The following is a 21,522-nucleotide window of genomic DNA, read 5'->3' as shown; positions in this document are numbered from 1 at the left end:
GATGTCTTACACCCTTACGACTCCGCTCTATTACGTCAACGATCGGCCGCATCTGGGCAGCACATATACGACCTTGGCCTGCGACGCACTGGCGCGGTTCGAGCGCTTATGCCTGCAAGAGGTGACCTTTGTCACCGGTGTGGATGAGCACGGCCAGAAGATTCAACGCACGGCAGAACGTCAGCAGCTGAGCCCGCAAGATCACTGCGATCGCGTCAGCAGCCGCTACCGCGAACTCTGGAATCAGTGGGGGATTTCCGAGGATCGCTTCGTGCGCACCACCAACCCGCGCCACTTGGAGTTGGTGATGCAGTTCTACGAACGGGTCAAGGCATCCGGCGACATCGTTGTTGGCAAGCAGACCGGTTGGTACTGCGTTGATTGCGAGGAATACAAGGATGATCCGGCCGAAGCGGAGTCGCCCTCCTGTTCGATCCACCGCAAGCCTCTGGAATGGCGCGATGAGGAGAACCTCTTTTTTCGGCTCTCCCGCTATCAATCCGCCATTGAGGAGTTGGTGGCTCGGGATGACTTCATCGCGCCTGCCAGCAGACGGCAGGAAGTGCGCAATTTCGTCGCCCAGGGGCTTCGCGACTTCTCCATTTCGCGGGTGAATGTGTCGTGGGGATTGCCTGTGCCCGACCATCCCGGTCACACCTTCTACGTCTGGTTTGATGCCCTGCTCGGCTACCTGACGGCGTTGCTCGATGACGGGAACCCAGTGTCTCTTGATCGGCTTGCCTCCTGCGGTTGGCCCGCCTCCGTGCACGTCATCGGCAAGGACATTCTTCGCTTCCATGCCGTCTTCTGGCCTGCCATGTGCATGTCTGCCGGACTGCCTGTACCGCAGAAGGTTTTCGGCCATGGCTTTCTCACCCGAGAGGGGCAAAAGATGGGGAAATCCCTGGGGAATGTGCTGGACCCGGAACTGCTGCTGGAGCGATGCGGCACCGATGCCGTTCGCTGGTACCTGTTGCGCGACATCCAGTTCGGAGACGACGGTGATTTCCAACAGCAGCGCTTCGTCGATTTGGTCAATAACGACCTGGCCAACACCATCGGCAATCTGTTGAACCGCACGTCATCCATGGCGCGCAAATGGTTCGACGACTGCGTACCCCCTGCTGGGTCTGCCGCAGCCACAGATCATCCCCTGGCTTGTAAGGCTATTGAAACCGTCAAGACGGTGATGGAGGCGATGCCGAATCTTGCCTTTAAAACTGCTGCAGAGGGGATTCTTCAGTTGGCGATTGCGGCGAATGGCCATCTCAATGACACCGCTCCCTGGAGCCGCATGAAAGAACCCGGCCAAGAGGTGAGTGTGGGCGAGGATCTGTTCGCTGTCTTGGAGACCACCCGCATCGTCGGTCTTCTGCTCGCTCCGTTACTGCCAGACCTCAGTCAGAGAATTCTTGCCCAGCTTGGGCAGAGTCTTGATTCAGACGACTGGTCGAATCAGCTGATTTGGGGCAGGCTGAGCAGCGGTTCCGCACTGCCCAAACCCACCCCAGTGATGCAGCGGTTGGAACTGGACGAACCGCTTTGATGGAAAGAATGCTGCGTCGCCTGTCTCGCTGTGGTCTGACGGCAACCCTTGTGGCGTGTTCCCTTGTGTCCGCCTGTAGTGCCAGCCGGCAGATCACCAATGAACCCACTCCATCCTTCGTCTTCCGATCACTCGATCTGAGTCAGCGACGGGACGATGGTGATCAGGACTGGGATTTGACCAGCCCGGAAGCCCGATATGACCTGAGCAGCCGTACCATCCGCGCGCGACGCCCCCAGGGCCTTTTGTATCGCAACGATCAACCGCACTATGAGGTCACTGCTGATCTCGCAACGGTCTTGCGGGATGGTGAGCTCGTCGTTCTTGAAGGGTCGGTTCAGCTGCGCCGATTAAACGAACGGGGACTGACTATTGAGGGAGACCGGCTGGTCTGGACCCCTGCACAGTCGCGCATGGTCATCAACCAGCGACCGATGGCGAGTGATGGTCAGACGCAAATCCTCTCCCGTGAACTGGAATTTCAGCAGGACACGGAGCTGCTTGTTTTCAGTGGTCCAACGCAGTTGAACCGTCGTGACGAAGACATCGACGACAGCTCCGTTTCAGACGATGGCCCTTCTTCAACGGTGGTGCGCGGCGGCAGCGGCACTTGGAATCTGAAAAGTGGCCTGATTCAGGCGCCTGGCCCTGTTGAGGCTGTGCGGCGTGACGGCAGAAAGCTCACAGCCGCAGGGCTCGATGGCAATACTCGTAAGGGATTCCTCGATCTACAGCAGCCTGTGAAGCTGCTGCTCGAGAACGATCGTGGCACCATTTCCGCAGGTCGGACGCGTTGGTTGTTTTCCTCGCAGCAGTTGCAATCCGATCAACCGGTTCAAGCTGATTTGCAGAAGGCCAAGGTTCAAGGCATGGGATTCAAGCTGGATGAACGGAGCGGCACGGTCATCATTCCCAGCAACTGTCGTCTGGAACAGGAAACCGAAATCCTCACCGCCCGGCGTTGCAGTTGGAACTGGCGCGATGAACGGGTTGTTGCCGATGGCGATGTGGTCCTGCGCCGAACCAACCCCGTCCAGACCACGAGAGCTACACGGATGGAAGCAACCATTGCTGACAAGGGTGAGGTTCGCTTCGGTCAACCGGGTCAGCGCGTCGAATCAACGATCAAGCTGAATTCTGGCGAGACGGAGACACGTCGCCGTCCCCAAGTGTCGTTCTGAGTCTCTGGACCCAACCCTCCAGCCATCGCTCATCCGAGCGGCTGAAGCAACGGGGTGACCAGCCCCCAACAATCACGACGCCCTGTTGACCCATTGGGCATACCAACACTGCAGGAAGAGACTGCAACATGCCGTCGAATTCGGCTCGTCCCGGAAAGAGTGCAGTGTTCACGAGGGAGATGGTCTTGTCACGCTCCATGGCCCGCCGGGTGATGGCTCCTGGCTGGAAGGACGCCTGACTGATGAGTCCCCGACGCAGCACAACATGCTCATGCCAGACCACGAGGATCGAAGCCGCAGGAGTCGCGGTAAGCAGCATGTGACTGCCCCAGGCCAGCTCCTGTTTCTGCACATCGTTGAGCTGATCTGAAATCTCCAGACCCTGTTCACCCTTCAGCGGCACTTTCTCGGCTGACTTTGGATTGGCCCGTGTCCAGAGCACAGCAACCAGCATCAGTCCAACTGATGCCATCCCCGCCAGAACCTCAGCCCTTTGGAGGTCTGGTGAGACCGTTTCCGCTACCCCCGCATTCGCCACGGTCAGACCCAGGAGCAGGAGTGCACAGATCAGAACGGCACGAGCGGGGGCTGGCATCAACGATGGGTGCTGTCAGATCGCAATCATCCTGCTCAAATACGGACACGTGCGTCCTTGCCATGACGACTCCCGAAGCCTTTGCCGCCATTGCCCTTGCCGCCGTTGCCTGTGACGGAAAGCTTGGGAGGGACGAAGCCCATGCTCTTCGCTGTCAACTCGAGTACCGATCGCTCTACACCGACAACTCTGAAGCGGCAATGGGGGAACTCTTTGATCGGCTGCTTTTACTGCTGAGGGATCAGGGAGTTCAGGGTCTGATTGCATCCGCCCTGCCGCAGCTCAACGCGAAACAGCAGCAATCTGCCCTTGCCGTGGCAGCGCATCTCGTCCATGCGGATCGCAAGATCACAGTGGAGGAGACCGACCTCTTGGATCAACTCAGCCGTCAAATGTCTCTGCCCGAACACGAGGCCAAAATGATTGTTGAAGCAATTGAAGCCCTCAACCGCGACATGCTGGACAGCTAACGGCAGACTGAGGGGGTCATAACGCTTGATCGGATGTCCCTTTCCGCCCGACGCCTGTTGGCCAGCCTGCTCAGTTTCGGGATCTGTCTGTTCCTCTGGGCTCCTGCCAGCTTGGCAATCGCTCCTGCTGCTTTGGGTGACAGCCTTCCAGAGGCTCTGGTGATCGACGAGGCAGATGTCCTGAGCCGTGCCAGTCGTGGTGAATTGGAAGCGAAGTTGCGCAGTTTTGATGACCAGCGGGTGGATGCCCGACTGATCACCCTGCGTCGCTTGGACTACGGCATCACGTTGGCCAGCTTCGGCGAAGAACTTCTTGAAAACTGGAGTTCCCCGACTGGTAACCCCCTGCTGTTGATGCTGATCGAAACCCAGAACAAGCGATCAGCAGTGGTGGCGAATCAAGAACTTGAAGCCCAGCTTCCCTCCAGCCTGCTGATCAGCACCGCTCGCACAACGATGACCATGCCGATGCGGGAAGGTGACCGATACCGCCAGGCTTCCGTGGATGGGCTGGCTCGTCTTTCGACCGTTCTTTCGGGTGGGGAAGACCCTGGTCCGCCACAGGAGATTGAACGGGTCACCCTGCCGACCAACATTCCAACCAAAGCGGAAACTGAGGAGAGCGACGCCACCAAATGGGTCATTATTCTTTTGGTGCTCGGAACCATCATTCCGATGGCAACCTGGTGGGTTTTCTCGCGCTGATTGAACGATTGCGATGAGCCGCCGTAACTGGATCAACCTGTTCAGTACTAATCAATCCATTGAACTGTCCAGTGATCTAGAGCGCGGCTATGAAGCTGCTCTGCTCATTCAAAGCCTGGAACTGGAATATTATGGAGACCGGCAGATCCGCCCCGATCTGAAACTTTCCGTACCGAGAACTGTTCAGGCCACGATCCTGCGTCGCTTTAAAACTGCACTGGCCATCTGCCGTCAAACCGTTGTCAATCTTTCAGAACAACGAGGACAACTGGACTCTCAGGAGCTTCGCCAACTCCAACTGATTGAATCCGTTGTCAACCGCTATGGATCCCAGCGATCCAGCAGCTCACCCTCGATCAGCCGTTCCCCAGACGCGCTGCCGCGTTCTCTTCTGGGCGTCTTCGACAGCATTCGGATGCAGTTGGATCCCTCAACCGAGGATACCGTTGTTGCTGGATATCGCCGCCGTCGTGACAGCACGCTGATTTCACTGAGAGTGCTGCTTCTGCTCATTCTTGTTCCCTTGCTTGTTCAGCAGATTGCAGGGACATATTTGATCTCACCTGCGGTGAATCATTTTTCACCCGAACTTCCCTTCCTTAGTTATCCAAAGCCGCAACTGGAGGAAAAGGCCGCTAAAAAGCTTCGCCTCTATAAACAAGAGCTGGAATTTGATGCCTTCCTCAAGGGTGTGCAACCTTTGGATGATGTTCAACTGCGCGACAAGCTCACCGAGAAGGCGACAGAACTTAAACACGATGCAGATGAGGAGAGTCTCAAGGCGATCAAAAACGTCTTTGCTGATCTGGCAGGCCTGATTGCTTTTGCCGTGGTCTGCCTGGTCAGCCGCGACGAATTACGGGTTCTACGGGGATTTGTAGATGAGGCTGTTTATGGCCTGAGTGATTCCGCCAAAGCATTTGCCATCATTCTATTCACCGATATTTTTGTGGGTTATCACAGCCCTGAAGGATGGTCAGTACTGCTTGAAGGGATCGCAGAACATTTCGGACTGCCTTCAAGCGATAGTTTCGTCAATCTCTTCATTGCAACTTTCCCCGTTGTGCTCGCAACGATCTTCAAATACTGGATTTTCAGGTATCTCAACCGGGTTTCTCCGTCCTCTGTTGCAACCCTGAAAGGGATGAATGGCGGTGGTTGATCCCAAGGCACGTTTTGACCAACCCATCACGGGTTCCAACAGCCAGTTGATCTTGGTCAGCGGCCCAGCCCGCAGCGGCAAGAGCCGGTGGGCTGAGCATCTTTTGAACAACCACCCCGTCGTCACCTACATCGCAACGGCAGCCGCCCGTCCGGAGGACCTTGACTGGCAACAACGCCTCGATGCACATCGACAGCGTCGGCCCGAGCACTGGACTGTTGCTGAATCCGGTGGAGAACTGGTGGAGGTTATGAAAACCCTGGTTCCCGGCCAGTCGGTTCTGATCGATGCGCTCGGAGGTTTTGTAGCCCACCATCTTGAGCTCGATGCATCCGACTGGAGCCTGCTCTGTGAGCGACTGATTGCCTCCATCACCTCATCGCGCTGCATCTGCGTTTTGGTTATTGAAGAGACTGGATGGGGTGTTGTGCCTCCAACACGCATCGGTGGGCTGTTTCGCGATCGTTTGGGCGCCTTGGCTCAAGATCTTGACCGCATTGCCGATGCTGCCTGGCTTGTTGTTCAGGGTCGCGCCCTCGACCTCCATGGCCTGGGCTGTTTGGTGCCATGACTGAGATCTCTCCTCTGCGTATTGCTCTGTTCGAGCCGCAGATCCCACCGAACACAGGGAATATTGCGAGGACCTCTGCTGCCTTCAGGGTGCCGTTGACGTTGATCGAACCGCTTGGCTTCCAGGTCGATGACCGCAGCGTGCGGCGAGCCGGTCTCGATTACTGGCCCCATGTTCAACTCTCCATCGCCTCAAATTTTTCGGCATTTAAAGCAGAGCTGCTCCCGGACCAAAGGCTGATCGGCTGCAGTCGTCGCGGTGGTGCGTCACTCTCGTCGTTTGAATTCAGGCGTGGCGACGTTCTGCTATTCGGTCGTGAAGACACCGGGCTACCGGATCCGATTCGCGAGGCCTGCGACACCATCCTCACGATCCCGATGCCCGGTGCTGCTGATGACGCCGGGAAGGGGGGTGTCCGCAGCCTGAATTTGTCAGTGGCGTGTGCACTGGTGACCTACGTGGCAGGGGAACAGTTGCGCTTGTGGTGATCGAACCACTGCTCCAACCCCCCTTGCGCAGAGATGTTCGGCTCGTTACCTTCAGCCGGTCTCTGGGTTTTCATGCGCGCATTGCTCGCTCTGGCAACTGCTGTAACCCCTGTTGTGACCTTGGGCGTCTGGAACACCCTGCCTGGAACTGCTGATAACGCCACTTTTAATCTCGCTGAGCTTCCTCCACTCCCCTCTCTCGACACCTCGGAATCCCTTTCCCTGGCGTCCAGTACGGAAAACAGCTCGACACAACTTTGGTTTCGAGTTGAGTCCTCCACCTCTCTGAAGCGTTTCGCGGATTTACTTCAGCACGATATTTCGTCTCTTTCGAAGCTCAATAAAGTTCCTTCGTCCCATGTTTTCGAGTCTGGAAGCTGGTTCACTTTTCCAGATTCTGCAAGGGTTGTGGCCGTCACGCTCTCCTCTCTCGATCGAGCCAGTGAACGTCAGACTCCCCCAGTTTCGGCTCCACCCCCGGTTAGCACTCTTGCGAAAATTCGGCGAGGAGATTCACTCTCAGCTTTTCTCAAGCGTCATGGTGTGACCCAAGAGCAGCTGAAAACCTTCAATCCAGGAGTTCAACTCAACAACTTGACCGTCGGACGCGAACTACAGATCGCCAAGGCATCTTCAGGGCAGTCCGTTCTTGCTGTACGCCCCCTTCGCAGTGGTGGAGCGGCTTGGCCAAAACCCGCGTTGTTGCCGACAGCCGATCAACCCGACAGCCTCAAACCACCCATTGTTGGTTATCAATGGCCCACCAAGGGTGTGTTCACATCTGGATACGGATGGCGTTGGGGTCGCATGCACAAAGGCATTGATATCGCCAACAACACGGGTACTCCGGTCGTTGCTGCCCGTGATGGAATTGTTGCGTTCTCAGGCTGGAGCGGCGCCTATGGCTATTTGGTTGAAATCGCCCACAGCGACGGTGAATCCACCCGTTATGCCCATAACAGCCGTCTTCTTGTCAAAAAAGGGCAGGTGGTTCCCCGTGGTGCTCGCATTTCATTGATGGGCAGCACTGGCCGCAGCACGGGACCCCATCTTCATTTTGAGATCCGCCGTGCCGGTGGTGCTGCTCTCAATCCGCTCGTGAAACTTCCTGCCCGCAAGGCCTGAGCCCTCAAGTTTCGATCAGACCAAACAAAATAATGCTGAAAGCCCTTCAGCAGTTTCAAAAAAATGTCAGAGGGGAGACTTGAACTCCCGACCTCAGGGTTATGAATCCTGTGCTCTAACCAGCTGAGCTACTCTGACGCAGGCCCTTCAGGCCAGTCGCCATCATACATCTCAGGGGATCCGGCTCAGCGCATGTCGATGGCATTGAGACGATCTCGGAACGACTTTGGCTGGTCATCCTGGGGCTCAGGAGCCGCTGTTTCCACCATTTTGACCGGTGCTGGTTCGGAGATCCTTGATGGCGTCGAACGACGGTTTGATCCCCGATTGCCCCCCAAGCTCCTCAACTGGCCCGAGCGTTGATCTCGGTCCAAGGGCTTTTTGCGTAGATCTCCTTTCAGCTGGTTCAGCAGACGGAAATGCCCAGTGGAACTGAACTTGCGCAGCAGCGAAGGGTCCCAGCTCGTGTGTTGATCAGTCATCAACAGAGTTTATGGCGACGGACAGCCAAAGCCGTGATAGGTTGAAACATGAAACTGGAAGTCGAATCGACTACGTATTAAGTCGATTGCGCCCTTCAGGTCATTCATTCTCCCCCTGATCATGACCGACAACGGTTGCCTGCGCGTTGGCCAGCAGGCCCCTGATTTCACAGCCACCGCAGTGGTGGACCAGGAGTTCAAGGAAATCACGCTGTCCCAGTACCGGGGCAAGTATGTGGTGCTGTTCTTCTACCCACTGGATTTCACCTTCGTCTGCCCGACTGAAATCACGGCCTTCAGCGACCGATACTCTGATTTCTCGAGCAAGAACACCGAAGTTCTCGGCGTTTCCGTCGACAGTCAGTTCAGCCACCTGGCTTGGATTCAGACTGCCCGCAATCAGGGTGGCCTGGGCGATATCAACTATCCGCTCGTTGCTGACCTGAAGAAGGAGATCTCGACGGCCTACAACGTCCTCGATGACGCTGAGGGTGTCGCCTTGCGCGGTCTGTTCATCATCGATCCCGATGGCGTGATCATGCACGCCACGATCAACAACCTGCCCGTGGGTCGCAATGTTGATGAAACGCTGCGGGTTCTGCAGGCCTTCCAGTATGTGCAGTCCAATCCTGATGAAGTCTGCCCTGCCAACTGGACTCCTGGCGATAAAACCATGAAGCCCGATCCCAAAGGCTCCAAGGAGTATTTCTCCGCCATCGGCTGATTCGACTCAGTACGCCATCCGGCCTATTTTCTCGGCCCTGCCCTTAAACGGGTGGGGCTTTTTTCATGAGTTGTTCCAAGGCAAGGGACAAACTCTGGTCCATGGCGATCGAGCGACCATCACTGACGACGATCCGTGCCAATGAGGGCAGGCCAACTTTGCTGGTGCGCAGATAAACCGGTTCTACGTAGAGAAGACCGTCGCCAAGAGGAAGAACCAGGAGATTGCCTTGCACAAGCTCGAGATCACCTTGATCCCAGAGTCCAAACACCTTGCTGACTTCTGGATCTTGATGAATCAGAGCCTGAACCTGTTCAGGGCCAAGAATGTTCTTGTCCTTTGGGAAATCGATGAGAAGCAATTCACCATAGTGATCACCGTCGTTCCGAGCTGCCAACCAAGCCGTTAAATTCGGCCGTGCCAACGGTGTGAGTGGTTGCAGCAGGAGGAATTCTGAATTGTCATTCCCCTGAACTTGTGCAGTGATGTGATAAGGCTCGACGTCAACTTTCCGGCCCCCATAAATTTCACTTGGAACTTGCCAGACATCATCACCGCTATAGAAAATTCTTGGGTCTTCAACGTGGTAACGCTTCATCTGATTGACCTGAACGTTGAAGAAGTCCTCAGGAACTCTGAGGTGATCAAGAACAAATTTCGGCATTGCCGTCATTGATTCGAACAAGTCCGGGAATATTTGATTCCATGCGCTGATGATTGGATCATCCGGTTCTGAGATATAAAAATGAATGCTGCCGTTGTAGGCATCTACGATTGCTTTGACGGAATTTCTTAAATACCGTTCCGTATTATCTGTCCCCACAGCCGAGCTATAGGCAAGCGTGGAACTATGGGTATAACCTTCGACGACCCAATACTGATGTTGTTGGCGTTGCTCAGATTGTAATTCAGCCGTCTGTTGAGATTCTGGTGCAGGCCCTGGAATCGAGATCAAATAGGGATCACCACGAAAATCAATGAATGGAGCGATCGCTTCAACACGATTTCTAACTTCACGCCGAATCAGAAGCTTTGAATCCGCGTTGATGGCTTTCGTTGTCAGCAGACGTGGCTCATGGAGGTAAACAGCAGCAGCACACCGTTGCAGCCAGGATCCGATCGATACCCCCCCAGATCCCTGATAGTGGGTGACAACATTGAGATCTCCTTCTGGATAATCGAATTCTGGGATCTGCGTAGGCGCGATGGCATAGGGAGAGGGCAGCATTCCGTAATAGAGCGCGGCATCGCCAACAGGGATTGCTTCTCTGACCTCCGATTGATCAATTCCCAGTGCCTCATTTCCCTCAATTCTTGTTTCTGTGCCGAGGTCACTAATGAAATACGATGGCAAACCATCGTTGCTGCGCTCGTTGACTGGGCTCACCGTGAATCCGTAGCCATGCGTGAAAATGAAATGGCGGTTCTGCCAGGTTCTTGATCGGCGTGGCAGGGCTGATTGATCCAATTCACGGGCCGAAAGGATCACCTGTTGTGCGGTATCGCTGTCTTGATTGAGCGGATAACGATCAACGGCCGCATTCGAAAAGCGGTAATAAACACGAAGTTGTTGCAGTTGTCGATTGGCCTCGAGCAGCGGAGCGCTGTCCCATAGGCGCACATTGGCCAGGGTGCTTTCGCCTTGCTCCAGATCAGCGCTGCTGAGCTTGGTCTTCGGTTCATAAACACGCCGTTTGATTCGATCCAGCTGGAATCCCCGCTGTGTTGCCTGAATCGCTTTGGCGATGTATGGCGCCTGAAGATCCAGTTCCTGAGGTTGCACCACCAGCCAGCGTGTCAGCGGTGTAGCGATGATCTCGATCGCCACGAGCGATGCCAGGGCCAAGACCATTCCCTGACGCAGCCGTCGGCGACCAGGCAACAGGAGTGCGAGTGCGATCAGAACCAGCAGCAGTGTGACGCCAGCACGCAACGGAAGGGTGAGGTGATGCTGAAGCCAACCGGCACCAGCCACCAATCCGTGTTGGGTCCAAAGCAGTTGATGCCTCGATAACCACACCAGTCCTGCCGACCCCAGCAGAAGAGCAGCCGAGAGCAGCTTGAGCAGCTGGATCTGTTTCGCTGAAAAGACTGGACTGGCCCAGTCAGAGAGAGCTTTCGATCGGGCCAGACACCGCCAGAGCTCAAAGCTAAGCGTGAATGCGGCGCTGATGACCAGGAGCTCCAGGACTAAATGCACACCAACGAACCGACCCAGTCCGAAGCTGATATCAGCCTTCAGCAGTTGATCAGACAAGGAGGTGTTGGGAATCCAGAGGGATAACGACCAGATCCCCCACGATCGAGCGACGACCACAACGAAAGATCCGGCAATAACCCGTGCCAGCCAGGGGCTCCAGCGCGGCCAGGCCATCACCAGGGCAACCAGCCCGGCCTGGATCAGCATCACAACAGTCGTGATCCGGTTATGGGGCCACAAATGCTGGTGCCATTCGCCCAGCAGGAAAGGATGCTGGATGGACAACACCAACAGATCGAGCGCCAGCATTGAGCTGACCAGCACCACAGCACCACAAAGAATCAGGGCAGTTCCGTAGGACCAGCCGGTTAGGCACGTTCCCTGAGTTGTTGCAACGTTCTGACTCCTGAACTGTCTCGACCAAGTCCGTGCAGCGAACAGCGGGAGCAATGCCAACCCCGCGAACAGAAGCTGTAGAAGCCAGCGCTTCAGCAGAACATTGGTCCAGGCGAACTGATCAAACCAGAGCCACTCGATCTGCATCCGGGCTGCGACAACAACCAGCGGCAGCAGAAGGAGAAGGCGTTTCATGGGAGGCCTGTGATCTCGCGGAACTGATCACCGTTGATGGTTTCCTCGGCGATCAGAACTTCAACCAAGTGGTCCATTAATTCACGGCGTGGTTCCAGTAGAGCGATGGCTTGCGCCAATGCATTCTTGGCGAGGTGGCGGATCTGGGCATCAATGGCCTGGCCAGTGGATTCGGCATAGCCCGGCCGTTGGTTGAACCAATCGCGTCCCAGGAACACCTCCGCCCCTGGGCCCTCAAGCGCCATCGGACCGAGGTTGGAAAAGCCGAACCGGGTCACCATCTCGCGGGCCAGTTGGGCCACCATCTGAAGATCGCCACTGGCTCCCTGGGTGATTTCGAGTGAGCCGAAGACCACCTGTTCCGCAGCGCGTCCTCCAAGAGCCACCACCAAATCCGCCAGGCAGGATGCACGGGTGATCAAACCGGAATCGAGGACCTCCTCATCTGGCATGAAGCGGGTGTATCCACCGGCTCCCCCGCGGGGAAGAATTGTGACTTTGTCCACCGCATTGGCGGCCGGCAAAAGCGTTGCCACCAGGGCGTGTCCCACCTCGTGATAGGCAATGAGGCGTTTCTTTGCGGTGTCTTGCAGGGGTCGGTTGCTCAGCCCCATCGTGATTCGTTCCAGGGCACCTTCCAGCTGAAACTGTCCGATGCGGAGCATGTTCTGACGTGCCGTGAGGATGGCCGCCTCATTCAGCAGGTTGGCCAGATCTGCACCGGAGAACCCAGGAGTCCTGCTGGCCCAATCCGACAACGAGACGGAATCATCCAGGGGCCGCGTTCTGGCATGCACGGCGAGAATCGCTTCACGACCACGACGATCGGGCAGGCCCACATCAATACGGCGATCGAAGCGTCCTGGCCTTAAAAGAGCGGCATCCAGAACATCGGCTCGGTTTGTTGCGGCCAGAAGAATGACGCCGGAGTTCTCCTCGAATCCATCCATCTCCGTGAGGAGTTGATTGAGGGTTTGCTCGCGTTCATCGTTCCCTCCGCCGATCCCTGCTCCGCGCTGGCGACCGACAGCATCGATCTCATCAATGAAAACGATGCAAGGGGATTTTTCCTTGGCTTGACGGAAGAGATCGCGGACTCTGCTCGCACCAACGCCAACGAACAATTCAACAAATTCGGAGGCCGCCATCGAGAAGAAGGGCACTCCCGCTTCCCCTGCAATTGCTTTGGCAAGAAGGGTTTTGCCCGTCCCTGGGGGACCGACCAGCAGCACACCCCTCGGAATTTTGGCGCCGAGACGAATGAACGCCTCCGGTTGCTTTAGGAAGGTGACCACCTCCTCAAGTTCGAGCCGTGCATCGTTGATGCCGGCGACATCCTCAAAACGAAGTTGCAGGTCCTCCTGTGGTTTCAACCGGGGCTGGCTGCGTCCAAAACCCATGGCGCGATTCGCCATCTGCGCTGAACGTTTCAGCAGCAGAGACAAACCGATCACCACCAGCAGAACCAGAAGCAGGGTCCCAGCCAGTTCGCGTCCAGCTTGCTCGCGTCGCACATCCACGACGGTCAACGATGTTCCCGAGCTCTCAGCTGCGCGAAGAATCTGATTGTCGTTCGCGAAAACGGGGACAGTGACGCGTCGACCGTCGTTGTACTGGACCCTGACCTCCCTTTGGCCCGGCACAAGATCCAACTGCTTGATCTGTTTCGCGTCGATGTCCCGCAGCAGGGTGGAGTAACTCACCGTGTCCTGCTTTTTCCAAAAGCCCTGAATCGAGGAAGGCTGAACCTTCTGAGGGGCAGCGGAACCACTGGAGCTGTCCGAACCTGGTGCCACGTCAACGCTGCGCTGCTTTGAGCCTAGCGATTTGACGCAAGGGGGTTCCAAACGAGACAATCCCTGTTTGGAAATACACCAGGCGAAATGGCCGTCCCGAAGAAGAAAACATCCAAGGCCAAGCGCAACCAGCGCAGTGCCACCTGGAAGGGCAAGGCAGCCGTTGCGGCCCAACGTGCAATGTCCCTCGGCAAATCTGTGTTGAGTGGCCGTGCCCAGGGTTTTGTCTACCCGGTGAGTGAGTCTGACGACAGCGAATCCTGAATCGCATTGGGGAGGTGGATTCGCCGCAACGTTCGATCCGGATCGACCTCCACAACAACATCCGCCCGCATGTTTTGAAAACAGCTCGAGGGCAGAGAGCACAGAATCATTCGAATGAAACGTTCCAGTTCGGCATTGGAGAGTGACGCTCCACGTTCAGCCTGAAGCGTTGCTTCCTGTTGGCGTTTCCAGATCAATGGAGCGTTGAGATTCCTCGCCCGCAATTGCCAGAGTTGATCGAAGCTGTTCCATACATCCTCATAACGCGAGAGTTCGGGCTGCAGTTGTTTGCGCCAGTCCAGCTCCTGTGGCGTGAGCGGCGATTCGAGATGGGCCTCTGCAAGTTCGGGGGACAGTACTGATGTGCAGCCAACAAACCAACCCTCAAGAATCAGGAGGTCGGCATCACAGCGTCGCCAACCGCTGCGGTCCCCACGGCCATCCCTTCTCGCTTTGTCAAAGCAGGGCATCTGCACGTCCTGGCCCTGTCGCCATTGTCGAAGGCAGTCCTTCAGAAGGTTCAGGTCGTGACTTCCCGGCAGTGCACGAGGCACACCCCAGGGGTTGCCTCGCATTGCTGCATCAAGCTGATCCGCCTCGAAATAAAAATCATCGAGCGAAACCACCTGAATGGAGAGGCCAAGACCCTCTGCGGCGGCTTCGATCCATTGCCCGAGGGTCGTCTTCCCACATCCAGGTAGAGCACTGAGCCCAAGCAGACGACGTTCCCCCTGCCATTGATCCGCAAGGCTCAGGAGGGGCAAGCCCACCGACCACAACCAATCCGGTGCCGCCGCGGGATGCCATCGGTCGAGGGCTACCCGATGGCGCAATGTCCTGCGCTGCTCGGCAAACCAGGACACTGCATCACCCAGTTCAAGGTGGTGGAGCAACCGTTGCTGATCGCGGTTCGAAATGAAGCGTTGGCCCTCAGGATCCAACTTTGAACGCCTCCAAAACAACGGCGTAAACGAATCCGAGTCGCAGGTTGTCGAGCCAGGGGAGACGACGGCGCCCAAGCACCAACAACTCACAGGCCATAAGGGCATAGAGGGCAGTAAATGTCCTGACGCCTACGGCATTCGCCAGGTGCACCGTGAGGTTGCTGCCGATGAAGAAACCGAGGAGAAGTATCAGCAACGACGCACTGCGTCGCCACCAGGGGCCTGACCAATTCCGCCGGAGATTTGCTCCCCAACTGCTCTGAAGACCCGCGAGCCGCGTGCGCTGGATGGAGCTCATCGATCAGGCACCTCCAGCAGAGTCTGCAGATACTTCAGCGTCACTGTTCCGTCCTGGCAAGGGGCCCCTGAAAGCACGCTTGCCGGGTGCCCTGGATCCCCCAAGTGATCCAGCACCGCAGTGGCATCGGCAACGGCATCACGCAGGGCAGCCGCATCCCAGGGGGATGGTGTCAGCAGACATCGCAAACCAGCTCCTGTTGCGGCGGACAAACCTGCTGCTGAATCCTCTACAGCAAGACTTGCAGCCCCATCGGCGCCACTGCGTCTGAGGGCCAGCAGATAGCCATCTGGTGCGGGCTTCCCTGTTGACACGTCGTCGGATGTCACGACGCCATCGAAGGGGGGGATGAGCGACTGAACCTGCTCGAGCAGGGCCATCACAGAAGCTGATCCACTAGAGGTCACAATCCACTGCTGCACCCCCGCGCGGTGCAGTTCCTCCAGCAGTCTCCTGACACCGGGACGCAAGCGCACGTGGCCCTTGCGGACACGCTCGAGGTAATGCACTCGTTTGCGATCCCGCACTTGCTCCAGTTGTTCCTGGCTGAGCGTCACTCCACGGTCTTCAGCATGAAGCTTCACCCTGCGGAGTCCCCCGGGGATCGCCAGCAGCGTGTTGTAGAGCGTCTCATCCCAGTGAAACGGGAGATTCAGTTCTTTGAACGCCGTATTGAAGGCTGGACGATGACCGTCCATCTCCGTGTCAGCCAAGGTTCCATCCACATCCCAAAAGACTGCTGAAAGCCTGTTCACCTTGATGACCAGCAACGGCACAATGCTGGAACATCACCGTCTGTTCCGTTCCTTTGCCGGCCGTTCCCCTCCACTGGTCCTGGTCCCTCCCAGCCGTGGTGGAACCGTCACCATTGCAGGGGCTTGATCTACCGCTGGCACTTCGATGTGTTCTGCGGCGTAGGGGATTCACCTCACGAGCCGAGGCGGAGACCTTTCTCTCTCCTGGTGACCTGCCCCCGACCAGCGATCACTTCCCCGATCTGACCCAGGCTTGTGCGCGGTTGATCGAGGCATGCCGTTCAAGAGAACGCGTGGCCATCTGTGGCGATTACGACGCCGACGGAATGACCAGCACAGCACTGCTGTTGAGAGCGCTAGCCCCCCTTGGAGCAAATCCGGAGCCAGCCATCCCGTCGCGGATGGACGAGGGGTATGGCCTTAATCCAGCGATGGTGCAGCGTCTCTATGACGATGGTGTGCGGCTTCTGGTCACCGTCGACAACGGCGTCGCAGCCAGAGAGGCGCTGGATCTAGCCGCCAGTTTGCAGATGCAGGTGATCGTGACCGATCACCACACCATCCCTACAGAGCGGCCACCCATGACCGCCCTGATTCACCCGGCGACCACGCCGGATGGCTCCCCCTATCGCGGTCTGGCAGGGGTGGGCCTTGCCTATGTGCTCGCCCATGCCGTTGCCGAGGGCATGAATCATCCGGAGGCCATCCGTGTGGCTCGGGACCTCTTCTGCATAGGAACGGTGGCTGATATGGCTCCCCTCGTTGGCGCCAACCGCAGCTGGCTGCTTGACGGGTTGAATCATCTGCACCGTTCCGAGTGCAAAGGCTTGCAAGCGCTGCAACGGTTGGCGGGTCTTGGCGAACGTCCCCTGACGGCCGAGGACATCGGCTTCCAGATTGCACCGAGGATCAATGCCGTCGGCCGACTGGGTGAGCCGAGGCTTGTGGTGGACCTGCTCACGGCCGAGGACCCTGATTCGGCCATGGCGCTGGCACGGCGTTGTGATGATTTCAACCGCCAGCGACGGGATCTCTGCGACGCGATTGAAGCGGAGGCCGTGGCGCTTGTGGAGGCTGAGACCAGTGACGCTCTCCCGTCTTTTTTGCTGTTGGCGCAAAGCCACTGGCACCACGGCGTGATTGGCATTGTTGCCGCGCGTCTGATGGAGCGTTACCACCGACCCACTGCTCTCCTTGCCGGAGATGGTGATGGCTGTCTTCGGGCTTCGGTAAGGGGACCCGTCGGTTTTGCTGTGGATCGCGCCCTTTCAAACTGCAGTGAACTCTTAATCCGCTTTGGGGGCCATCCCGCGGCAGGAGGGTTCACTGTGAAAGCGGAGCAGGTGCATGTCCTGCACGAACGCCTCTGCGAACAGGCGGATGGCTGGCTGATCACCCAGGCCAAGGGCAGACCCGTGCAACCCGATGCCCTCCTGCAGTTGAAGGATGTGAACTGGGATCTGTGGCGACATTTGCAGTCCCTGGCTCCCTTTGGAATCGGTCATCCAAAGCCGCTGTTCTGGTCTCGGAGCGTCAACGTTGAGGAGCGCCGTGATCTCAAAGGAGGTCATCTGGCCCTGAGGCTGCGCCAGGGAGACAGCGAGCGTCGTGCCATTGCATGGCGATGGGATTCCTCAGCTGCCGTACCGGATTGCTGTGACGTGGCCTTCAGCATTTCGATGAACCGTTGGCAGGGGGAACAGCGGCTGCAACTCGAGCTCAAAGCGATACGAACTCATACGGAGCTGGTGCTGATCAACCGCGGGACCCGTCAGTACACAGCCCGCTGGACGGAAACATCAGGCCTGATGCTTACCAATCGAGAAGGTGAGACTCTCCAAGCGAGGCTGAAGCAAGAAGAATCCCTCACCAGTGACGATGACCTGGCAAGGGATAAACGAGTCATTCAATTGATGGAGGAAGCCTGTCTGGGGTTGGGGCTTCGTCCTTAAACCGCGGGGTCAGAGGGCGCCGCGGCGATAGAAGAGGATGAAGATGACAGCGGGGCCGGCAATGGTGATCAACGCCAGGGCGGCAAAGTTGGCGATCAGGTGAATGTCAAAGCCCATGACGATGCAGCGCTGTCCGAAGAGGTCTCACCTAACAGGCTACGGGGCTCTGCGCCAAGACCGATGGATTTGTTCCTGTCTCTGTGATGGCTTGTCACAGCATCAGCCATGACCAGACAAAAGCATCAATGGACCTGCATCAAGCACTGCGGCGCTTGTTGCCGACTCGCACCAGACGAACGAGCTGATGCACTGGCGGCCTTGAGCGACGACCAACAGACCACCTACCTGGCCATGGTGGGGGCGGATGGTTGGTGCATTCACTACGACACAGGCAGCCAGCGCTGCAGGATCTATGACGAGCGTCCTGATTTCTGCCGCGTCAGTGAGCTAGGGCGGTTGTTTGACGTTCCAGCAGATGCGCTTGATGGCTTCGCCATCACCTGTTGCAACCAGCAGATCCGCAGCACTTATGGCGGTCGCAGTGACGTGATGCGTAGGTTCAAGCGCGCGCAGACCGTGGGAGGTCCTGTTGACCAGTGAGCAAACCACCAGCGAGTCGCGAAGCTTTGCCGCCGTGCTGTTCAGCACATTCACCACCGTCTTCGTGGCTGAACTGGGTGACAAGACGCAACTGGCGACACTGCTGCTCTCCGCGCAGTCAGGCTCACCAGTTTTGGTGTTCGTCGGAGCAGCGCTGGCTTTGATTGCGTCCAGCCTGGTCGGAGTACTTGTGGGTCAGTGGTTGGCCAAAACACTGCCTCCTGAGCGATTGGAACTCATGGCCGGACTGCTGATGGTGGCGCTTGGCGTTTGGCTGGGTCTGCAGGCCGCTCGATCTCTTTGGCTGAATGCCGCGAGCTGACGATGGATTTTCCCCTACTCATTTCCACGTTCTTGACCGTTTTCTTGGCTGAACTCGGTGACAAGACCCAACTCGCCACCGTTGCTATCAGTGGCACCTCCAATCGCCCTCTGGCGGTGTTTCTCGGATCTTCATCGGCACTGGTCTTGGCCAGCCTGTTGGGGGCCTTCGCAGGAGGGTCAGTTGCGACGGTGATTCCCAGCGATCTTCTCCAGTTGGTCGCCTCCATCGGTTTTCTCGTGATCGGTGGCCGCTTGCTGCTGCCTCTTTTTCGTGATGCGGAGAGAGACCAAGGCGGAGATCAGTCTTCTGAGCACTAAAGTGAAGCCTGAAGGGTTGTCTCAGCACGGCCTGCTGTTCAGCATCGGCCACCCCTTCCGTCTCTCCCGACCTTGAAGGTCGGTTTCTGCTCAAGCCACGATGAAATTCACAGTTGCCGATCTGCTGGATCAGCTCTCAACAGAGCAATCCTCTGAACCAGGCCAACTGGCCAAAATTCTGAAGCTGAGCAACAAGTCGGACAAAGCCTCGCTTGACCTTGCCCTCGCATCACTGGTCAAGATTGGTGTGATTGAACAGTCAAGCGAGGGTGGCCTCACACGCCCGCTTGAAAGCGACCTGATTGATGCTCGACTTCGGTGCAGCAGCAAGGGTTTCTGCTTCGCCATTCGCGATGACGGCGGCGAAGACGTGTACATCCGCGACCACCAGCTGAACCATGCATGGAATGGTGATCGGGTTTTGGTTCGGGTGACCCGAGAGGGTGGACGGCGACGCTCCCCAGAAGGCGGGGTTCAGTGCATCCTCGAACGGGCCACCAGGTCGCTTCTGGCGCAGGTGGAACAACAGAGCGAGCAGCTTCTGGCATGTCCCCTTGATGACCGGGTGCTTGCCGGCATCGAACTGCCTGCAGAGGATTCCAAGCATTTGCCTGGCGAAGAGATTTCAAGCGTTGTCGAAGTACGCATTGACCGCTACCCCGTGGCCCAGCACGGTGCTGCAGGTCGTGTGGTGCGTTCACTGCCGCTCAACGGAGGTTCCGCAGCGGATCGTGACCTCTTGCTGACCAAGGCTGGTCTCCAAGACCGTCCTGCGGCTCCCCGTAGTTCCGGCAAAACTCCCGCCACGAAGGGTCGGGTTGATCTGACCGGACAACCATGCCTGCTTCTCAAGGGTTGGAACCAGGAGGATGCACCAGGTTTACCAGCCGTGCACGTTGAAGCCAAGGATGGAGGTTGTCGTCTCTGGGTCCATGCGCCCAGCGTTGGCGAGCGGATCGGTTTGGGCAGCAGCCTCGATTCCTGCCTGCGCGATCGAGGTGAAGCGCTTTGCCTCGGTCAGATCTGGCAACCTCTGCTGACTCCTGCTCTCAACAAAGCGACGACCTTCTCCAGCGGCACCGAGGCCGACGCCATCAGTGTCCGGCTGGACATTGCAGCCAATGGTGAATTGAGTGACTGGGAATTCATGCTCAGCTCGGTGCGCCCCGCCGCCGAAGTGAGCGCCGACCAATTGATTGCCTTCGCGGAACGCAAACCCAAGGCTCGAAGCATTCCGGCGGCACTCAAATCCATCAAAGACCACCTTGGGCAACTGGAAACCCTGCGGTTCTGCAGCACTCTCCTGCTGGACCGTGAGCGCAGCAACGGGGCTGTGCAACTCGATCTACGCCCTCCCCAGCTTGAGGCACTTGGTGACCTTCGCAGTGCTGATCCATCCGGTCTCCGGCATCGCTGGGTTGACGCCTTCAACCCGGAGGATCCCCATGCGTTCCTTCAACCTCTTCTCAGGGCTGCCGATCGGGCATGGACTGCGCACCGTATGGATCTCCAATTGCCAGGCATCACCATCCAGGCGGACGAACCCGATGGCAACGTTCTTACGGATGTGGCAAAGACCGCCATTGCCTTGGACCTTCCCCTCGAACTGGATGACGAGGGGTGCCCGTCGGCATCCGAGTTGATCCAGGTGTTCAAAGACAGCAGCCAGCGTCGGGTGCTTGAACAACAACTCAGTCACGCCCTGCCTCAACTCAGCCTTGTGGCGTCCACGGACTCCACCCCTACAGAGGCAGATCCCTCCCCCGCCGATGGGGATGAAGGAGTTCAGGCCAGCCAAGACGCTCCACTCACCCCGTGGACCTGTGCAACCCAGCACTACGGACACCTCGTCAATCAACAATTGCTCGTCGCTTTGCTGACGGATGCCAAAGACCGCCCAACCGTGCGACACAAAACACGTTTAAAGCTGGGTGGCAGGGGTGCCGGCGCTGACCTCAGTTGGCCTTTATTCACTGCATCTCAGGACGAAAAGCTGAATGGTTTGGTCAACAACCGCACCGTGCAGCGACTCAACACCAGGCGCCGGCAGGTGCTCGAACTGGAAAAAGATCTTCTATCAATGATTCAGGCCCGTTCAGCACAACCGCTCATCGGCCAGCAGGTGGAAGGCCGTATCAGTGGTGTGCAGAGTTATGGCTTCTTCGTTGAAGTTGGCGAGAGCCGCGTTGAGGGGCTGGTTCATGTGAGCTCCCTCAACGATGACTGGTACGAATACAGATCACGCCAGAATCGTCTCGTCGGGCGAAAAAACCGCCAGACCTATCAACTCGGTGACCAAGTTCAGGTTCGTGTGATCAATGTCGATGTTCTCCGCAACCAGATCGACCTTGAAGTCATCAACCAAAGCGACCAAGGTTCAGCAGAGCCTGAACCGTCGGAGCCCCTTCCTGTTTCCCTCAGCGAGCGCTGA

At 57.4% G+C, this 21,522-nt stretch carries 23 protein-coding genes and 1 tRNA gene; 15 read left to right on the top strand and 9 right to left on the bottom strand.

Annotated features, from left to right (window positions below; translation table 11 throughout):
• Position 1: 1 nt before the first annotated feature.
• Positions 2-1,546 (top strand): methionine--tRNA ligase, encoded by a 1,545-nt coding sequence (gene metG, locus SynPROSU1_RS06995; protein WP_186572145.1) that lies wholly within the window; start codon positions 2-4, stop codon positions 1,544-1,546.
• Entirely contained in the window at positions 1,546-2,727 is a 1,182-nt protein-coding gene (gene lptC, locus SynPROSU1_RS06990; RefSeq protein ID WP_186572144.1) for an LPS export ABC transporter periplasmic protein LptC, read from the top strand. Before metG ends, lptC begins: the two co-directional genes overlap by 1 nt.
• Here lptC and SynPROSU1_RS06985 read toward each other — a convergent pair.
• Positions 2,672-3,322, bottom strand: coding sequence for a cofactor assembly of complex C subunit B (locus SynPROSU1_RS06985; RefSeq protein WP_186572143.1), 651 nt, complete (start codon positions 3,320-3,322; stop codon positions 2,672-2,674). The two genes, lptC and SynPROSU1_RS06985, sit on opposite strands and share 56 nt — an antisense overlap.
• A gap of 62 nt (positions 3,323-3,384) precedes the next feature.
• Here SynPROSU1_RS06985 and SynPROSU1_RS06980 point away from each other — a divergent pair, with 62 nt between their 5' ends.
• The 6 genes from SynPROSU1_RS06980 to SynPROSU1_RS06955 are packed head-to-tail and all read left to right on the top strand — an operon-like array spanning position 3,385 to position 7,843.
• Positions 3,385-3,792 carry a hypothetical protein gene (locus SynPROSU1_RS06980; protein WP_186572142.1) on the top strand — a complete coding sequence of 136 codons (408 nt, stop codon included), beginning with the start codon at positions 3,385-3,387 and terminating at the stop codon, positions 3,790-3,792.
• Between the two features lie 33 nt (positions 3,793-3,825).
• Positions 3,826-4,497, top strand: a complete 672-nt coding sequence (gene psb32, locus SynPROSU1_RS06975) for a photosystem II repair protein Psb32 (protein ID WP_186572141.1) — start codon at positions 3,826-3,828, stop codon at positions 4,495-4,497.
• A gap of 13 nt (positions 4,498-4,510) precedes the next feature.
• Entirely contained in the window at positions 4,511-5,659 is a 1,149-nt protein-coding gene (gene pxcA / locus SynPROSU1_RS06970; RefSeq protein WP_186572140.1) for a proton extrusion protein PcxA, read from the top strand.
• Entirely contained in the window at positions 5,646-6,230 is a 585-nt protein-coding gene (gene cobU, locus SynPROSU1_RS06965; RefSeq protein WP_186572139.1) for a bifunctional adenosylcobinamide kinase/adenosylcobinamide-phosphate guanylyltransferase, read from the top strand. The genes pxcA and cobU overlap by 14 nt, the downstream gene beginning before the upstream one ends.
• On the top strand, positions 6,227-6,718 hold the full coding sequence (locus SynPROSU1_RS06960; RefSeq protein ID WP_186572138.1) for a tRNA (cytidine(34)-2'-O)-methyltransferase: 492 nt from the start codon (positions 6,227-6,229) through the stop codon (positions 6,716-6,718). Before cobU ends, SynPROSU1_RS06960 begins: the two co-directional genes overlap by 4 nt.
• A gap of 33 nt (positions 6,719-6,751) precedes the next feature.
• Positions 6,752-7,843: a M23 family metallopeptidase gene (locus SynPROSU1_RS06955; protein ID WP_370586275.1), complete on the top strand. Its 1,092-nt coding sequence runs from the start codon at positions 6,752-6,754 to the stop codon at positions 7,841-7,843.
• A gap of 64 nt (positions 7,844-7,907) precedes the next feature.
• Here SynPROSU1_RS06955 and SynPROSU1_RS06950 read toward each other — a convergent pair.
• Both SynPROSU1_RS06950 and SynPROSU1_RS06945 read right to left on the bottom strand, forming a co-directional pair.
• Positions 7,908-7,981: transfer RNA gene (locus SynPROSU1_RS06950), tRNA-Met, on the bottom strand.
• Positions 7,982-8,028: 47 nt separating this feature from the next.
• On the bottom strand, positions 8,029-8,325 hold the full coding sequence (locus SynPROSU1_RS06945; protein ID WP_186572136.1) for a hypothetical protein: 297 nt from the start codon (positions 8,323-8,325) through the stop codon (positions 8,029-8,031).
• Between the two features lie 121 nt (positions 8,326-8,446).
• Between SynPROSU1_RS06945 and SynPROSU1_RS06940 the strand changes: the two genes are divergently transcribed.
• A complete protein-coding gene (locus SynPROSU1_RS06940) occupies positions 8,447-9,049 on the top strand; it encodes a peroxiredoxin (protein WP_186572135.1) in 603 nt (200 codons plus the stop codon).
• A 43-nt stretch (positions 9,050-9,092) separates the two neighbouring features.
• On the opposite strand, the gene SynPROSU1_RS06935 is transcribed toward SynPROSU1_RS06940, so the two are convergent.
• Together SynPROSU1_RS06935 and ftsH are read right to left on the bottom strand one after the other, a co-directional pair.
• Positions 9,093-11,840, bottom strand: coding sequence for a UPF0182 family protein (locus tag SynPROSU1_RS06935; protein WP_186572134.1), 2,748 nt, complete (start codon positions 11,838-11,840; stop codon positions 9,093-9,095).
• Positions 11,837-13,636, bottom strand: coding sequence for an ATP-dependent zinc metalloprotease FtsH (gene ftsH, locus SynPROSU1_RS06930; protein WP_186572133.1), 1,800 nt, complete (start codon positions 13,634-13,636; stop codon positions 11,837-11,839). Before ftsH ends, SynPROSU1_RS06935 begins: the two co-directional genes overlap by 4 nt.
• 87 nt (positions 13,637-13,723) lie before the next feature.
• Here ftsH and rpmF point away from each other — a divergent pair, with 87 nt between their 5' ends.
• Positions 13,724-13,900, top strand: a complete 177-nt coding sequence (rpmF, locus tag SynPROSU1_RS06925) for a 50S ribosomal protein L32 (RefSeq protein WP_186572132.1) — start codon at positions 13,724-13,726, stop codon at positions 13,898-13,900.
• Here rpmF and SynPROSU1_RS06920 read toward each other — a convergent pair.
• The 3 genes from SynPROSU1_RS06920 to SynPROSU1_RS06910 are packed head-to-tail and all read right to left on the bottom strand — an operon-like array spanning position 13,864 to position 15,918.
• Positions 13,864-14,841, bottom strand: coding sequence for a phosphoribulokinase (locus SynPROSU1_RS06920; protein ID WP_186572131.1), 978 nt, complete (start codon positions 14,839-14,841; stop codon positions 13,864-13,866). The two genes, rpmF and SynPROSU1_RS06920, sit on opposite strands and share 37 nt — an antisense overlap.
• Complete coding sequence (locus SynPROSU1_RS06915) at positions 14,831-15,142, bottom strand: DUF565 domain-containing protein (protein WP_186572130.1); 312 nt, start codon at positions 15,140-15,142, stop codon at positions 14,831-14,833. Before SynPROSU1_RS06915 ends, SynPROSU1_RS06920 begins: the two co-directional genes overlap by 11 nt.
• Entirely contained in the window at positions 15,139-15,918 is a 780-nt protein-coding gene (locus tag SynPROSU1_RS06910; RefSeq protein WP_186572129.1) for an HAD-IA family hydrolase, read from the bottom strand. Before SynPROSU1_RS06910 ends, SynPROSU1_RS06915 begins: the two co-directional genes overlap by 4 nt.
• 32 nt (positions 15,919-15,950) lie before the next feature.
• Between SynPROSU1_RS06910 and recJ the strand changes: the two genes are divergently transcribed.
• Complete coding sequence (gene recJ, locus SynPROSU1_RS06905) at positions 15,951-17,849, top strand: single-stranded-DNA-specific exonuclease RecJ (RefSeq protein WP_186572128.1); 1,899 nt, start codon at positions 15,951-15,953, stop codon at positions 17,847-17,849.
• 9 nt (positions 17,850-17,858) lie between these two features.
• Here recJ and psb30 read toward each other — a convergent pair whose 3' ends face one another.
• Entirely contained in the window at positions 17,859-17,966 is a 108-nt protein-coding gene (gene psb30, locus SynPROSU1_RS06900; RefSeq protein WP_115023138.1) for a photosystem II reaction center protein Ycf12/Psb30, read from the bottom strand.
• A 108-nt stretch (positions 17,967-18,074) separates the two neighbouring features.
• Between psb30 and SynPROSU1_RS06895 the strand changes: the two genes are divergently transcribed.
• From SynPROSU1_RS06895 to SynPROSU1_RS06880, 4 genes are all read left to right on the top strand, one after another.
• A complete protein-coding gene (locus tag SynPROSU1_RS06895) occupies positions 18,075-18,449 on the top strand; it encodes a YkgJ family cysteine cluster protein (protein WP_186572127.1) in 375 nt (124 codons plus the stop codon).
• Complete coding sequence (locus SynPROSU1_RS06890; RefSeq protein WP_186572126.1) at positions 18,439-18,771, top strand: TMEM165/GDT1 family protein; 333 nt, start codon at positions 18,439-18,441, stop codon at positions 18,769-18,771. The genes SynPROSU1_RS06895 and SynPROSU1_RS06890 overlap by 11 nt, the downstream gene beginning before the upstream one ends.
• A 2-nt stretch (positions 18,772-18,773) precedes the next feature.
• Positions 18,774-19,091 carry a TMEM165/GDT1 family protein gene (locus SynPROSU1_RS06885; protein ID WP_186572125.1) on the top strand — a complete coding sequence of 106 codons (318 nt, stop codon included), beginning with the start codon at positions 18,774-18,776 and terminating at the stop codon, positions 19,089-19,091.
• 100 nt (positions 19,092-19,191) lie between these two features.
• Entirely contained in the window at positions 19,192-21,522 is a 2,331-nt protein-coding gene (locus SynPROSU1_RS06880) for an RNB domain-containing ribonuclease (RefSeq protein WP_186572124.1), read from the top strand.

The organism is Synechococcus sp. PROS-U-1 (genome assembly GCF_014279755.1).
Classification (GTDB): domain Bacteria; phylum Cyanobacteriota; class Cyanobacteriia; order PCC-6307; family Cyanobiaceae; genus Parasynechococcus.
Note: the sequence above shows the minus strand (reverse complement) of the source record. Positions and strands in the feature narration are given on the sequence as shown.

What these genes read in the sequence shown, in the direction of transcription:
- metG (WP_186572145.1), top strand. Translation starts at nt 2, where the DNA reads ATGTCTTACACCCTTACGACTCCGCTCTATTACGTCAACGATCGGCCG.
- lptC (WP_186572144.1), top strand. Translation starts at nt 1,546, where the DNA reads ATGGAAAGAATGCTGCGTCGCCTGTCTCGCTGTGGTCTGACGGCAACC.
- SynPROSU1_RS06985 (WP_186572143.1), bottom strand. Translation starts at nt 3,322, where the DNA reads ATGCCAGCCCCCGCTCGTGCCGTTCTGATCTGTGCACTCCTGCTCCTG.
- SynPROSU1_RS06980 (WP_186572142.1), top strand. Translation starts at nt 3,385, where the DNA reads ATGACGACTCCCGAAGCCTTTGCCGCCATTGCCCTTGCCGCCGTTGCC.
- psb32 (WP_186572141.1), top strand. Translation starts at nt 3,826, where the DNA reads ATGTCCCTTTCCGCCCGACGCCTGTTGGCCAGCCTGCTCAGTTTCGGG.
- pxcA (WP_186572140.1), top strand. Translation starts at nt 4,511, where the DNA reads ATGAGCCGCCGTAACTGGATCAACCTGTTCAGTACTAATCAATCCATT.
- cobU (WP_186572139.1), top strand. Translation starts at nt 5,646, where the DNA reads ATGGCGGTGGTTGATCCCAAGGCACGTTTTGACCAACCCATCACGGGT.
- SynPROSU1_RS06960 (WP_186572138.1), top strand. Translation starts at nt 6,227, where the DNA reads ATGACTGAGATCTCTCCTCTGCGTATTGCTCTGTTCGAGCCGCAGATC.
- SynPROSU1_RS06955 (WP_370586275.1), top strand. Translation starts at nt 6,752, where the DNA reads ATGTTCGGCTCGTTACCTTCAGCCGGTCTCTGGGTTTTCATGCGCGCA.
- SynPROSU1_RS06945 (WP_186572136.1), bottom strand. Translation starts at nt 8,325, where the DNA reads ATGACTGATCAACACACGAGCTGGGACCCTTCGCTGCTGCGCAAGTTC.
- SynPROSU1_RS06940 (WP_186572135.1), top strand. Translation starts at nt 8,447, where the DNA reads ATGACCGACAACGGTTGCCTGCGCGTTGGCCAGCAGGCCCCTGATTTC.
- SynPROSU1_RS06935 (WP_186572134.1), bottom strand. Translation starts at nt 11,840, where the DNA reads ATGAAACGCCTTCTCCTTCTGCTGCCGCTGGTTGTTGTCGCAGCCCGG.
- rpmF (WP_186572132.1), top strand. Translation starts at nt 13,724, where the DNA reads ATGGCCGTCCCGAAGAAGAAAACATCCAAGGCCAAGCGCAACCAGCGC.
- SynPROSU1_RS06915 (WP_186572130.1), bottom strand. Translation starts at nt 15,142, where the DNA reads ATGAGCTCCATCCAGCGCACGCGGCTCGCGGGTCTTCAGAGCAGTTGG.
- psb30 (WP_115023138.1), bottom strand. Translation starts at nt 17,966, where the DNA reads ATGGGCTTTGACATTCACCTGATCGCCAACTTTGCCGCCCTGGCGTTG.
- SynPROSU1_RS06895 (WP_186572127.1), top strand. Translation starts at nt 18,075, where the DNA reads ATGACCAGACAAAAGCATCAATGGACCTGCATCAAGCACTGCGGCGCT.
- SynPROSU1_RS06885 (WP_186572125.1), top strand. Translation starts at nt 18,774, where the DNA reads ATGGATTTTCCCCTACTCATTTCCACGTTCTTGACCGTTTTCTTGGCT.
- SynPROSU1_RS06880 (WP_186572124.1), top strand. Translation starts at nt 19,192, where the DNA reads ATGAAATTCACAGTTGCCGATCTGCTGGATCAGCTCTCAACAGAGCAA.